General features: G+C 40.9%; 11 protein-coding genes. 3 read left to right on the plus strand and 8 right to left on the minus strand.

Annotation, left to right across the window (positions count from 1 at the left end):
- Window positions 1-16: 16 nt before the first annotated feature.
- Window positions 17-2,257: an ABC transporter permease subunit gene (locus PSPO_RS11445; RefSeq protein ID WP_010561913.1), complete on the minus strand. Its 2,241-nt coding sequence runs from the start codon at window positions 2,255-2,257 to the stop codon at window positions 17-19.
- Window positions 2,258-2,532: 275 nt separating this feature from the next.
- Here PSPO_RS11445 and PSPO_RS11450 point away from each other — a divergent pair, with 275 nt between their 5' ends.
- Window positions 2,533-3,039, plus strand: a complete 507-nt coding sequence (locus PSPO_RS11450) for a glycine cleavage system transcriptional repressor (protein ID WP_010561914.1) — start codon at window positions 2,533-2,535, stop codon at window positions 3,037-3,039.
- A 93-nt stretch (window positions 3,040-3,132) separates the two neighbouring features.
- Here PSPO_RS11450 and panP read toward each other — a convergent pair whose 3' ends face one another.
- Window positions 3,133-4,806, minus strand: a complete 1,674-nt coding sequence (gene panP, locus PSPO_RS11455; RefSeq protein WP_395389691.1) for a pyridoxal-dependent aspartate 1-decarboxylase PanP — start codon at window positions 4,804-4,806, stop codon at window positions 3,133-3,135.
- Between the two features lie 201 nt (window positions 4,807-5,007).
- Between panP and PSPO_RS11460 the strand changes: the two genes are divergently transcribed.
- Window positions 5,008-6,882 carry an EAL domain-containing protein gene (locus tag PSPO_RS11460; protein ID WP_010561916.1) on the plus strand — a complete coding sequence of 625 codons (1,875 nt, stop codon included), beginning with the start codon at window positions 5,008-5,010 and terminating at the stop codon, window positions 6,880-6,882.
- On the opposite strand, the gene trmB is transcribed toward PSPO_RS11460, so the two are convergent.
- From trmB to PSPO_RS11490, 6 genes are all read right to left on the minus strand, one after another.
- Entirely contained in the window at window positions 6,869-7,543 is a 675-nt protein-coding gene (gene trmB, locus PSPO_RS11465) for a tRNA (guanine(46)-N(7))-methyltransferase TrmB (protein ID WP_010561917.1), read from the minus strand. The genes PSPO_RS11460 and trmB overlap by 14 nt on opposite strands.
- Window positions 7,544-7,547: 4 nt before the next feature.
- Window positions 7,548-8,315, minus strand: coding sequence for an ABC transporter permease (locus tag PSPO_RS11470; protein ID WP_010561918.1), 768 nt, complete (start codon window positions 8,313-8,315; stop codon window positions 7,548-7,550).
- Between the two features lie 2 nt (window positions 8,316-8,317).
- A complete protein-coding gene (locus tag PSPO_RS11475; RefSeq protein ID WP_010561919.1) occupies window positions 8,318-9,238 on the minus strand; it encodes an ABC transporter ATP-binding protein in 921 nt (306 codons plus the stop codon).
- Between the two features lie 32 nt (window positions 9,239-9,270).
- A complete protein-coding gene (locus tag PSPO_RS11480; protein WP_010561920.1) occupies window positions 9,271-9,897 on the minus strand; it encodes a flavin prenyltransferase UbiX in 627 nt (208 codons plus the stop codon).
- Window positions 9,898-9,904: 7 nt separating this feature from the next.
- Window positions 9,905-11,248: a UDP-N-acetylmuramate:L-alanyl-gamma-D-glutamyl-meso-diaminopimelate ligase gene (gene mpl, locus PSPO_RS11485; RefSeq protein WP_010561921.1), complete on the minus strand. Its 1,344-nt coding sequence runs from the start codon at window positions 11,246-11,248 to the stop codon at window positions 9,905-9,907.
- Window positions 11,249-11,366: 118 nt separating this feature from the next.
- Window positions 11,367-13,769, minus strand: coding sequence for a zinc-dependent metalloprotease (locus tag PSPO_RS11490; RefSeq protein ID WP_010561922.1), 2,403 nt, complete (start codon window positions 13,767-13,769; stop codon window positions 11,367-11,369).
- Between the two features lie 156 nt (window positions 13,770-13,925).
- Here PSPO_RS11490 and PSPO_RS11495 point away from each other — a divergent pair, with 156 nt between their 5' ends.
- The gene (locus PSPO_RS11495; RefSeq protein WP_010561923.1) at window positions 13,926-14,894 is read left to right on the plus strand and encodes a class 1 fructose-bisphosphatase; all 969 of its coding nucleotides are present in this window, start codon (window positions 13,926-13,928) and stop codon (window positions 14,892-14,894) included.
- Window positions 14,895-14,941: the final 47 nt, after the last annotated feature.

Here is a 14,941-nt window from a genome sequence, read left to right on the forward strand (position 1 = left end):
ATTAAATCTCCTAACCTTACAGTGAACTATACTTTTCACGTAAACGCTGACGAACAAATTCAGCAATCGTGTTAAAGATAAAGGTGAATATAAACAGTACAAACGCTGCTAAGAATAAGATGCGGTAGTGCGTGCTGCCTACTTCTGATTCTGGCATTTCTACCGCAATGTTTGCTGCAAGCGTACGCATACCTTGGAAAATACTCCAATCCATAATCGGCGTATTACCTGTTGCCATCAATACAATCATGGTTTCACCAACCGCACGACCTAAACCCATCATCACTGCCGAGAAAATACCTGGGCTTGCTGTTAGTAATACAACGCGAACAAGCGTTTGCCACTGCGTTGCACCAAGTGCAAGCGAGCCATTCGATAAGTGCTTAGGTACACTAAATACCGCATCTTCAGCAATTGAGAAAATTGTTGGAATAACCGCAAAGCCCATTGCAATACCCACAACTAACGAGTTACGTTGGTCAAAATCAATGCCTAACTCGTTAGTAATATAACGACGTACATCACCATCAAATACCCAAAGCTCTACCGCAGGACTCAGTGCAAACGAGATATAACCTGCTAGTAATACCACTGGAATGAGTAAGATAGAGTGGCTACCGTCTGGCACTTTGTGGCGAATCGATTCTGGTAAATTTTGCCAAAAGAATGCTGTGAGTATTATCGCCAATGGCGTTAATACTAAAATCAGCATAATTGCAGGTAAGTGAGATTCAATCAGAGGTGCTAACCAAAGACCCGCTAAGAAACCTAAAATTACGGTTGGTAATGCTTCCATAATTTCAACCGTTGGCTTAACGATTCGACGCTGTTCAGGCGACATAAAATAGGCTGTATAGATAGCAGCAGAAAGCGCAATCGGTACCGCAAATAGCATCGCATACATTGCCGCTTTAATTGTACCGAATGAGATTGGTACTAACGATAACTTAGCTTCGAAATCATCACTTGCCGATGTAGACTGCCAAATGTAAGCAGGTTCAGGGTAACCTTCGTACCATACTTCTTGCCACAATGCTGACCAAGATACTTCAGGATGCTCATTTTCAATATCAACAACAATTAGTTGATTGCCCGCCAGCATTAATGCTGCGTTTGAGCGTGGTGACACCGCAAAGAAATCAATTCCCGCGTCTGCTACCTTACCCGACCACAGGTTGTTTTCACTGGTAGTGTAATAAAGCGATAAATCACCTTGGTTATTAGTGCTAAAGAATGTACGGCGATAGAATTCACTGTAAAGCCCTGAAATTTCTTTATCACCACTTGCAAAAGCACGGATTTTGGCGAACTTACGACCCGAATCACCATTAATTTCAAACCACTGTGAAATTTCACCATTGTCGTTAACTAACATTAATGAGTTAGCACCTGACAATAATTGCATTTTAACTAGGTTGGCATTCTCTTGATTCGCGGCAAGCACTTGAATACGCGTAATATCTTCAATATCGCGCGTATTGTAAATGTAAATCTTATTAGCCACTCGCACAAATGCACGACTAAAGTCCGGTGAGATTAATAATTCATCCACTTTGCCTTCAACAGCAATCTCCGCGGTTTCACTTGACCATTCCATTTCACCAGAGAACATATTTTCTTCCGCTGCAAGCATGCTAAACAGCAGACGTTGATCACCGGTTAATGCGAGTACACCAAGTTGATTATCATCAGCAACATAGCTGAACGCGAATTTACGAATTGATGCACCTTCGTCATCAATCATCACTTCACTTTCACCGAGTGGATACGCAATACTTGGCTTAATGGTACGGCCATTGTTGGCAAATCCTACTTCAAATTTCGGGTTTACAACTTTAATTGCGCCATTTTCAAGACCATAAGCATACATAGCCTGATGCGGCACAGTGCGTGCAAAGCTGGTTACCGGTGCATCAAATTCCACATTAAAGCTTGTTAGCTTAGTGCCAAATTTCTCACCTTTAATGGTGTAGTAACTTAGCTCGCCAGTTGGTGTGAACAAGTAAGCGATTTCACCTTGCTCTTCCATACCTGCCGCAACGTACTCTTGCGTTTCAGGTAAAGCGAATTGATTTCTCACTTCAACATGTGATGAAGCGAAAATCGGCTGTACTACATACAACAGATAAAAGAAGATCAACAATAAGGCAACCAGTACTAATGTACCGCCTGCCGTAATACTGTATTTGGCGACTTTATCTTTGATCAGTCTGTTTCTATTAGTATTGAATTCAACACTTGGCGGATTGGAACTCATCCATTGGCCCTTACAAATAGAATTAGGATTTAGTTGGCGTGCATTATATTTTGTCAAGATGACAGAAATGTTACAGAGAATGAAATATTTCGTTTTTATGACCGAAAAGTTACACCGATTATTTAACAAAATTTGACAAAATAAATTGGACAAAAGGCAGTCAATCATCAATACTTAAACAGCTCTACACCTCCATTTAATCCTTTGAATTAGCTAACAATTATTTCTTAATTTGTGTAGAGAGGGTTGCGCTAATTAGATAACGAGACAAGTATATGAAGCAGTTAGTATTAACAATTATTGGTCCTGACCGCTCAGGTCTAGTAGATGAACTATCCTCAGCGGTTTTAGCTAACCATGGCAATTGGTTAGCCAGTAACTTAAGCCACCTTTGCGGCCACTTTGCCGGAATTTTACAGTTAGAAGTACCTGAAGAACATTTGTCGGCACTCGAGGGCGCAATTCACGCCATTCCCGATCTCGAAGTAAAAATTGAAGCAGGGCAAGAACAAGTAACCGACGCAAGCCAACAGCTTAACTTTGTTATTACCAGCAATGACAGACCAGGTATAGTGCAAGAGCTTTCTAGTGTGTTACGCCATAAAGGTGCCTCAATTATTCACTTTAACTCAAAGCAACAAAGCGCGCCTAATTGGGGTGTACCTCTGTTTAACGCAGAAGCTCGGGTAGAGTTACCTGCAGGTTTAAGTAAAGATGATGTGATTGAAGCGCTCGAGTCTATTACGTCTGACTTGATTGTGGATATTGAAACCGAGGCTTAGGGTTTACGATTATCTCATCCGAGTTCAGGTTAAATAAAAACGTAAAAAAGGGAGCAAATGCTCCCTTTTTCATAAAAAATTCACAACGCTAAATTATAAATATTTCGCTAAATACTTTTTAAATATTGGATCTTTACCAGCCAACTCTCGCTGCTCCGCTAAAATATCATGCAATATTTGATTTGATGTAAGCGGATTTGCTAATACAACGCGAAATACTACTGTCGGTAAATTATCGTACTGATATGGCGTTAAACGTGTACGCGATACAAATGAGCGCCCTGCTTCACGCTGACGTTTTTGCATGCTCGCAGTAAAACGATTAAGTGCTGCGTAAATATCTAACTTAGTTTGTTCATCTGCCGTTTTAAGTACTTCTTTAATTTTTTCTGGTACATAGCGATATGTTAACAAGCAAAGTTCTGGTTCAGTAACCAGTTCAAAGTCATCTGTTTGCTTAATAAGTTCAGCAAAATAGCGCGCTTTTTCAAGGCTTTTATCAATTAACATTTCATAGCCTTTGCGACCAATAATTGATAAACACGCATGCACTAACATCGCCATACCTGGGCGGCTACCCTCAAGGGTGTGTGAGCCTAAATCTTTCGAGCCTTTACGTAAGATATATTCAGCATGATGTTCTACCACATTGACCGTATCTGGTTCTTTGAAAAGCACAATACCTGCACCCATTGGCACATACATTTGCTTATGTGCGTCAATGGTAATTGAATCGGCACGTTCGCAACCAGCTAATAACCCACGCGCATTATTAGATAGCATGGTTGCACCGCCCCAAGCAGCATCAATATGAAAATGACAATTGATTTCCTCAGCTAGGTCTGCCATTTCATTAAGCGGGTCAATATTGCCGGTTTCAGTTGTGCCTGCAACACCAACAATTGCCATCACTTTAATGCCTTTTTCTGCTAATTCGTTAGCCTTTTCACGCATTTTAGCAACATCAACACGGTTATTATGATCTGTTTCGATAGATACAATATTACTGCGACCGATGCCTAACACATCAGCAGCTTTACCAAGTGAGTAGTGACCACGCTCTGACACTAAAATAGCCAAGCCTTTGTAGCCATAATGCATCATAGCCGCAACTAACCCATCGCTATTTATACCATTAAAATCGCCATCTGGTTTAAGCAGCTTATTGCGCGCAACCCAAAGTGCTGAAATATTGGCAACCGTGCCGCCTGAACAAAATGCACCTAAGGCATTTTTGGCGTTGTGCATCCACTTACGGTAAAAGGCATCATCTTTGCCGTAAACCATGTGGTGCATCATACCCAAGACTTGACGTTCTAATGGTGTAAATGCTTTAGATGTTTCAATTTTTACCAGATTTTGGTTTAACCCCACCATCAACTTTGACAGAGGTAAAACAAAATGCGGTAAGGCCGAAGTCATATGACCAATAAAGCTCGGCGCTGACGTGTGTACTGAATGTGCCACCAGCTTTTCCATTAACTCTTGGGCGTGTTCAGATACAAAACGAGGTTCTTCAGGGATATTTGCAGCTTGGAAATCTTTTTCAATTTCATGCAAAGGTTTTTCAACCGCTGCAATATTTTCGTTAAGAAAGCCTGCTAAGTTACTAGATATTTCTTGCTCAATTTTAGCCAAAGTCGAGCCCGGCGCCTCTGGCACCGTAAAAATTCGCATTAAGCTTTCTTCAGACGCTATTGCTGGGCGCACTGCTTGACGTGTTTCATCAACCATACTACTCACTTTACCCAAAAAGTGTTCAAACATATTCATAAAAAAAGGCTGTCAACTCTACTTCAATTACAAGAAAAAGTCTCGCAATTTGCACAATATCTCCATCTACTGCTGTAAAAAACACACTAAATTGACTATTATAAGGTGTTTCAAAACAACATAACCCTTTGCTTGCTATACAGTAAAGCAGTATTTTTCAATTGCGGCAAAAATTAGTTTTTGGCAAGGATGCGCATGTATTATTCAAATCAAGGAATTCGTTGGCTTTTTTTTGCGGGTGTACTGTTTTTAGCAAGCCTTGGCGGCTATGTTTATTACGTTTATTCACACACCTACAACGACATTTTAAAAGATGTTGACGCTAAACTCTTAAACGCAGCACAAAGTGTTAAATTTATCCTCGGTGACGAATACCACGACAATATTACCGACCCCGACCACATTGATGAAAAAAGCTACCTATTAAAAAGCAAACAACTCTCTGAGTTTGCCAGCAAGCTAGAACTCGAATACGTATACGCGATGATAAAAGAAGGCGATCAAGTTTACTTCTCTGCATCTAGTTATACTAACGAGGATATTAAAAACAATAAGCTTACTTACTTTTATGACCTTTACCCTGAAGCGACACAATTAAACGTTAAAGCGTTTTATTCAACAGAGCCTTTATTCGAGCATTCAGAAGATCAGTGGGGCCATTTCCGCACCATATTTTTACCGTTTCAAGCAAAAGACGGGCGCACCTATTTAACTGGCGCCGACATCACCATTAAAGATTTAAATGAACAGCTTGCAGCAAGTGTTACCCAAGCGGTAATCACCGCAAGTTTCTTTTTCTTTATCGCAACTTTAGTGGGCAGCGCTTACATTTATCTACTAAAACAAAACTTAACCCGCGATCCCGTTACGGGCTACGCAAACCACATTGCGCTAGAAAGAAAACTGCAAAGCCATTCACCACTGCACATGCAATTGGCCATAGTATTAATTAGTAATCTTGAAGATATTAACGGTTTTTACGGCTCCCACATTGGTGATGAAGTAATGCAAAAACTGCTGGCACGTTTAAATAAGTTAAAAAGCACAGAATGTCACCTGTATCGCTTATCAAGCAATAAAATAGCATTGCTATCGCCCAACTTAGACAGCAATGCCTGTTTAAAACTTGTCGAAAATCTAAATAAAAATGCGCCGTTATTATATGACCCATTTATCTACGTGACCTTATGTGCCGGTATTGCCACTGGCAATAAAACACTGTTAATTGAAAATGCACGTATTGCGGTTGAACAAGCTAAGCGTAGTCGTGAGCTTGTGGTGTTTTACTCCGATGCAATGAACATCATTAAAAATCAATATCAGCACAACTTAAAAATTGCCAAAGATGTGCGAGAAGCATTTAAAAATGGCCAAGTTGAAGCGCACTTTCAGCCAATACTCACTATCGACGGTAACGAAACCTTAAAGTACGAAGGCTTAGCACGCATTAAGATTAACGATGCTTTATATGAGCCTGATTACTTTTTATCTGTCGTAAATCGCAGTCGCATGGATGGACAATTAACTCGCATGGTTTTTCTTGATTGCGTTAAGCGCTTTCGCCAAACTAATTTATGCTGGAGCATGAATTTAACTGCGCAAGATATGTTAGACCCAAGCCTGGCGCAATTTCTTGATGATGAATTAAAGCGCTACCCTACACCTCACCATATTTCATTTGAGCTTATCGAAACTGAAGCGATTGCCAACCTAACGGAAATCAAAGGCTTTGTAGAAATGGTAAGACGACACGGTGCTAAGGTCTTTATCGATGACTTTGGAACTGGTTACTCAAATATTTCGAATATTCTTAAACTAGAAGTCGATGGCTTAAAAATCGATCGCTCTTTAGTCTCACAAATTACCAAAGACGATGAAGTGTTTTTATTTATTCAACACATTGCCAATTTTGCTAAGGAAGTGAACTTAACCTTGATTGCAGAAGGCGTTGAAAACAAGCTCGTTGCCGATAAGCTCGCAAAAGCGGGCATTAAATACGTACAGGGTTTTTACTACGCGAAGCCAGCTCGAGAGCTGGCTCACATTTCACAAACCGCTAAAGCGAGTTAAGGTTAATTTGCAGTCGGTGGCTTTGTTGGCCACTGGCCCAGTACTTTCGCTCAAATGGAGTAATTGCTGTGTCTGCACTATATGGCGTTACAGACACATCCACGCCAGCTAAACCAAGGGCAAAGGCAAACTCATCAACATAGGTTTGCCAATTACTTCTTACTTCAAGTTGACCACCAATTTTCACAATATAAGGAAACACCGGTGCTCCATGCCAGCGGCGCCCTAAATGTTTAGCTTTAGGCCACGGGTTTGGATACAACAAGTAATGATGTGTCACCTGCCATTGATGCTCAACCACCAAGCGCCAAAAGTCATTTAAATCTGCACGTACTAATAAGTACTGACCGTTTTCAGTTTGCTTGTATTCAACATCATGTTTTTCAATACGATGTGCCGACTTATCAATGCCTATAACTAAGGCATCTGGGTGCTTGCGCGCTAAATTAGCGGTGCTTTCACCTACCCCGCAGCATGAATCGAGAATAATCGGCCCAGCAAATTGCTGTACCTTCTTATTGACTTCATCAAAAGCCGTTTGCGTATGCGCTGCAATCGGCTTCTTAAACTCAGAACTTAGGTGCTTACGTACCACTTCTTCTAACTTTTCATTTAGTCCTTGTTGATTCGAACTAATACTTCTTGAATTTGCGTCAGACATAATTTTAGTGGCGAATGCCAACCCCTTTATCAATTAAACGGTATGCAACAGCAAATAACGCACTGATAAACGCAATAATTACTGCAAATGCCGTTGTGATATCTACATCAGATACACCTAAAAAGCCGTACCTAAATGCATTAACCATATAAATAATTGGATTAAATTGTGAAACGCCTTGCCAAAAATCAGGTAACAAGGTGATTGAATAAAACACGCCACCTAAATAAGTTAGCGGCGTTAAAACAAAGGTGGGGATAATGCTGATATCGTCAAAGCTATTAGCGTATACCGCATTAATTAAACCACCGAGCGCAAACACGGCTGCGGTAAGTAATACTGTGGCAAAAATAACGGCAACATTATGAATTTGAATATCAACAAAAAACAGCGACAAAATAGTGACGATAATGCCAACACATAGGCCGCGTGCCATACCGCCGCCCATATAGCCTAATACAATAATATAGGTAGGCACTGGCGAAACTAGCAGCTCCTCAATGCTTTTTTGAAATTTCGTTGAATAAAAGCTCGATGCCACATTGGAATAAGAGTTGGTAATCACCGACATCATGATCAGACCCGGTACAATAAACTCCATATAGTTAAAGCCACCCATATCACCAATACGTGAGCCAATTAGGTTGCCAAAAATAACAAAGTACAGTGACATGGTAATTGCTGGCGGCACTAAGGTTTGCACCCAAATTCGGGTAAAGCGAATACACTCTTTGATCCACAGTGTTTTTAATGCAGTAAATTGACTACTCATAATTATTGCTCGCGCCCCTTTTCAACAATCGCAACAAATAGCTCTTCTAATCGATTCGCTTTATTACGCATACTTAGCACCGTATTACCTGACGTACTTAATGCATCAAATACATCATTTAACCCTTGTGATTTTTCCACATCTACTTCGATTGTATGGTCGTCAATCTCACGAGTTGTGTAACCATCAAGTGAAAATGCCGATGTTGGCTGCTTGAGATCAAGAATAAAAGTTTCTTTATCAAGCTTTGCCAACAGTGACTTCATATTGGTGTTTTCAATAATTTGACCTTTATCGATAATCGCAATGTTTTTACACAACATTTCCGCTTCTTCAAGGTAATGAGTGGTGAGAATAATCGTCACGCCTTGCAAGTTTATTTCTTTTAAGAATTCCCACATAGAGCGACGCAACTCAATATCAACGCCTGCCGTGGGTTCGTCTAAAATCAGCAGTTGAGGTTTGTGCATTAACGCACGTGCAATCATTAAACGGCGTTTCATACCACCTGAAAGCGTGCGCGCTTGCTTATCTTTTTTATCAGCAAGGCCAAGTTGTGCAAGCAACTCATCAGCACGCTTGTGCGCCTCTGCGCGTGGCACGCCATAGTAACCCGCTTGGTTAACAAGGATTTGGTTAAGTGTTTCAAACTGACTAAAGTTAAATTCCTGCGGTACTAACCCTAAATTAGTTTTAGCCTTACCAAGGTCGGTATCAATATCATGACCGAAGACTTTTACCGTGCCTTTGGTTTTATTAACAAGTGAAGAAATCACACCAATTGTGGTTGATTTGCCAGCACCATTAGCACCTAACAGTGCAAAAAAGTCGCCTTTTTCGACTGTTAAATCAATTCCTTTAACAGCTTGAACACCGTTACTGTAGGTTTTTTCTAAACCAACAATTTCGAGAGCTTTTGTCATTGTGTTTTGCGTTCCAATTTTGAATGGATTAATTAGCAGCCGTAGCCCCAACGTTTAGCCAGCGTATGCTCAATAGAGAGATGATCTAAAATGCGCGCCACCATAAAGTTAACCAAGTCGTCAATTGAGCTAGGGTTATGATAAAACCCAGGTGCTGCGGGCATAATAGTGACACCTAGTTGCGCCAGCTTATGCATATTTTCAAGATGAATCGCGCTAAGCGGTGTTTCGCGCACCACCAGCATTAATTGGCCTTTTTCTTTAATCACCACATCAGCAGCACGCTCTAATAAGTTATCAGATGCACCATGACTAATCGCCGAAACAGTACCTGCACTACACGGGCAGACAATCATCTTTTTAGGTGCAGCACTACCCGATGCCACAGGGCTAAACCAGTTATCTTTACCAAATGCTTTTAGTTGATTTGGCTTGGCATTAAATAAGCTTGTCAGTTGCTCAGTTGCCTTTTCTTCGTTGCCCGATAGTTTTACATCTGATTCCGTATCAAGTACTACACGGGCAGCGCTTGATACCAACACAAATACTTGGTGATTTAACGAAATTAGCGTTTCAATTAATTTTAAACCATACGGCATACCTGAAGCACCGCTAAATGCAACGGTAATGGTTTCATTAAATTCATGGTTTTGCGTCATAAAAAGCCTATTTGTTGGCGAGCGCATCTAAAATACGATTATGAATATTTTCAAAGCCACCATTGCTCATTACCAATATATGGTCGCCGGCAGTTGCTTTTTCAAGTAGCGTTTTAACGATCTCATCTGTGCTGTTAAAACATAAAGCGCCAGCGTTATTGGCAGCCTCTTTGAGTGACCAGCTTAGATTCTCAGGCTCAAATAAAATCACATCGTCGGCATTTTCGAGCGACGCTAATAATGTATTTTGATGTACGCCCATTTTCATTGTATTGGAACGTGGTTCTAATACGGCAAAAATACGCGCTTGGCCCACTTTTGCTCTAAGCCCAGCTAACGTCGTTTTAATAGCAGTAGGGTGATGGGCGAAATCATCGTAGAGCTTAATGCCCGCAACCTCGCCTTTTAATTCCATACGACGTTTTGGTGAAATAAACTCGGCCAGCGCCGCAATTGATGTTTCAACAGGAATACCTACATGACGTGCTGCTGCAATCGTCATTAAAGCGTTTTTAACATTATGTTCGCCAATAGCTTGCCAGCTCACACGGCCAACAATATCACCACCAAGAAGCACATCAAACTCACTGCCATCGGCGTTTATAAGTTGATAATCCCAGTCATTGCCAAGTTGCTCTTGCTCACTCCAACAACCTTTTTCTATCACTTGCTGAATATTCACATCATCGCTTGGCCAAATCACTTTACCTTGCCCTGGTACAATGCGTAATAAGTGATGAAACTGCTTTTGAATTGCCGCTAAATCTTCAAAAATATCAGCGTGGTCAAATTCAAGGTTATTGAGAATTAAAGTACGCGGTAAGTAGTGTACAAACTTGCTACGCTTATCAAAAAATGCGGTGTCATATTCATCCGCTTCAATAACAAAAAACGGTGTTTTACCTATGCGCGCCGACAGGCCAAAGTTTTGTACTACACCACCAATTAAAAAACTTGGATCAAGACCTGCGTATTCTAATACCCATGCAAGCATACTTGCAGTGGTAGTTTTACCATGGGTGCCCGACACCGCTAGTACCCACGCATCTTGCAGTACATTGTGCTTTAACCATTCTGGGCCCGACGTATAAGGAATACGATTTTCAAGCACATATTCAACGCATGGATTACCACGGCTCATAGCATTGCCAATCACCACAATATCTGGTTGTGGTTTTAACTGAGCAACATCGTAACCTTGAATTAGCTCAATGCCTAAAGACTCAAGTTGAGTACTCATTGGTGGGTAAACGTTTTGATCTGAGCCTGTAACTTTATGGCCCAAGGATTTTGCAATGGCTGCGATGCCCCCCATAAAGGTGCCGCAAATACCTAAAATATGAATATGCATTGTTGTTGATTCTTGTCGTATAAATTCGATATGAGCTTTAAATAGATTAACAGTTCAATAAAAAAGCCCATTAGATTTCGCTAATGGGCTTAGTATGCCATAACTTACTATTTAGGTGTTAAATAGGTGAGCCCGGCGGCATCGGCAGTGGCTTAAAGTGACCTTGCCATTGACCCTCTTCTAACGATTTAAATAAGATATTCGCAAGATATTTCTTAAAGTTATCATTAGAACGCGCAAATTTACGGGCTATAAATTCAATTTGTCCTGCTAGTTCAGCCTGTACTTCAGGGTCAGTTTTATCACTTAATGCAGTGTTCACTAAATGATATGCCGTTACCATTTGAATGCGCTGTGCCACTTGATGCAACATGCCTTGCTTTTGGTTACTGAAAAACACTTGCTCACTGAGTTGAAATAACACATTGCGCGCACTTAATTGTTTGCTATCTCGCATCGCTTGGAAATGTAAACGATTTAGACGCTCGGAGTTTAACAGCAGGGTTAATGTGTGATTTGCTGATACTTCCGGTAATGCTAACGGATCGAGTGTTAAACCGGTACGTCCAACTAGGCTTTCGCGGGTTTTGTATTCTCCGTACGCTTTTGGTGTAATCACATTAAGTACGAGCTCTGGCACTACTAACTGGTCCGCTTCAAGCGTTGCTAATAGCGCACTTAGTGCTTCTTTTTGTTTAGCAACATCAACAAGCTTGTTACCTTTAAACGTATCACCACTACGTAATTCATAATCGTAATCAACACCTGCAATCAATTTAACCGCTGCTTCTGTTTGGTAACGGTGGAATAAATAAAGTGGAATAAACACTTCTTCTAGCTGCGATAGCGCCGTGCCATTTTTAATATTATGAATGCCAAACTTCGACATCGCTTTTTCACGAATGGAGAGCACTCGGTGTAGCTCTTGGCTTGGGTTTTCACCGTTATCCCATAAATGTGCTGTTGGGTGTGCGCCGCCTTTGGCACGTGCATCGCTGTCGGAAATAAACTCAAGGCCAAGGCGTTTATTTTCCGCTAAGATTTTTTCAAGCTCTTTTGCTTCGCTCAAAATTGGAAAATCAGAGTAGCCATACTTCACAACTTGAATATCCCACACACCTAAGCCTTTGCCATAGCCGTTTTCAGTATTAAAGCTGCCATCATCATTAAAGCTCACTAACGGGTGCGGATAATCCATCACCGATGCGCGGTCTTTTACTGATGCAGAAAAGTTATGCGCAATACCTAAGGTATGACCTACTTCATGCGCACTTAACTGGCGAATACGGTCAAGCGCCATCGCATGCAGTTTTTCTACGTTTTCATCACCTTTTAAATAAGGTGCTGCGAGTGCTTCTGCAATTAGAATATCTTGACGTACACGCAGAGAACCAAGCGTTACATGGCCTTTAATTATTTCACCTGTGCGTGGGTCGATAACACTTGAACCATATGACCAACCACGGGTTGCACGATGCACCCATTGGATTACGTTATAACGAATATCCATCGGATCTGCATTTTCAGGTAGCATTCTTACTTGGTAAGCATTTTTATAGCCTGCCGCTTCAAAGGCTGCCTGCCACCATTTTGCACCATCGAGTAACGCTGTTTTTACCGGGTCGGGCACACCTGGGTCGAGGTAGTAAACAATTGGTTTAACGGCTTCTGAAATTTGAGCAGTTGGATCTTTTTTCGCTAAACGATGTTTTGGAATATAACGCACATACATAGACTCAGATAACGGCGCTGCATAGTCTTTGTATTCTTCACTCCAAAAACCCGATTGCGGATGGAATTTACGTGGTTTAAAGCCATCATCCGGTATTTCAATAAACGAGTGGTGTAAATGTACTGAAATAGCGTAAGGGTCTGGCGCTATTTGTTTGATGTATTTACCCGGCTTTGTGCCATTAAAGCTAACAATCGCTTCTAACTCAGTATTTTTAGCAAACGACTTAGAGCGCGGCATATAAACAGCACTTTTACTTTTATCTAAGCTAAAGCTTCCTTGGTTTCGACTCGCTAACGTTCTTGAAACGCCATGTACATCGGATAATAAATACGGTGTGTAATCAATTAAAGCGCGCTCATTGCTCACAGCTTTAATTTCAAAACCGTGCAATACGCTTGAAGCAAATGCTTCACGAATACTTTGCAGCTCAGCTTTGTTAGTACTGTTTGCACGGTAGTAAGTATTATTTTGTTTTAATAAAAGTTTGTTACCATGCTTTTCGAATTGCACAATTTTAGTATCACCTAACTGACCGCGATCAAGACCAATATCATTTGACCCTAGGCCGTAAGGCATACTTAGTTGCAACAGAAATTCATGGTTTAATTTATCTACTTCTAAGTAAACCTTGCCCGAAGCATTATCGTAATAAAAGGTAAAATAACCCGGATAACGATTCATTTCGCGAGTAAATGATTCAATGGGTTTCAGGGTTGCCTGCGCTTTTGGTATACTTAACAGTAACAAAGCACAGATCAGCAGAAATGGTTGTACTAATCTTTGCATCTTTCTTTGTTATTTCATTATCAATGGTGCATGGTGCTTAAATCATACACAAGCTAATGCACAATTGTATACAAATTTAACTGAGCGCTGCCGAAAGGTTGCCTGTTGCCACCCTCTCACTTTATGTGGCAATAAGCTATTAGTCAGGAATATAAAATGCGTAGACTTCCACCAGTATTGATCGAAGACGGCTGTCCTCGTGATCTTTTATCATTGATCAGAACGATTCTTGCTGCTTGTAAAGAAATTTCATTCCGCGTAAGCCAAGGTGAATTATCAGGTGTTTTAGGTTCAACCTTAGACGAGAACATTCAAGGTGAAACGCAAAAGAAGCTTGATGTTTTATCGAACCAGTTACTTAAAGATATTCTACTTGAGTCTGGCTACGTAAAAGCCATTGCATCTGAAGAAGAAGATTATACTGTTGCTGGCAACCCTGATGCTGAATATATCGTTGCATTTGACCCACTTGATGGTTCTTCAAATACCGATATTAACTCGTTAGTTGGCACTATCTTCTCAATTATGAAAGCGCCAAAAGATAAAGCTGCTGATGATCAAAGCATTTTCATGCAAGCGGGCAAACACCAAGTGGCTGCAGGTTATGTACTGTATGGACCATCTACTATGTTGGCGCTCACCATTGGTAAAGGTACGCGTTTATTCACATTAGATAGAACTCACGGCAGTTTCTTACTTACTGAAGATAAAGTAGCTATTCCTGAAGATACTAAAGAATTCGCAATTAATGCATCAAATCAGCGCCATTGGCTAACACCAATGCAAAACTATATTGCTGATTGCCTTGCAGGCGAAGAAGGCCCACGCAAGAAAAACTTCAATATGCGTTGGATTGCCTGCATGGTAGGTGATGTTCACCGTTTATTATGTCGCGGCGGTTTATTCACTTACCCTGAAGACACAAAAAATCCAGAAAAGCCATTCAAGCTGCGCTTACTTTATGAAGCAAACCCAATGGCAATGCTAGTAGAGCAAGCTGGCGGTGTTGCGTATGCTGGCCTTGATCGTATTTTAGATATTGAACCGCAAGAAATTCACCAGCGCGTTGCTGTTACCATGGGTTCAAAAAATGAAGTGGAGATTTGCTTGGATTATCACAAGTAAGCACTCTTTATTTTGAGTAATAAAAAACCGCGATTTACGCGGTTTTT

The sequence above is a fragment of the Pseudoalteromonas spongiae UST010723-006 genome (genome assembly GCF_000238255.3).
GTDB classification, from domain to species: Bacteria; Pseudomonadota; Gammaproteobacteria; order Enterobacterales; family Alteromonadaceae; genus Pseudoalteromonas; species Pseudoalteromonas spongiae.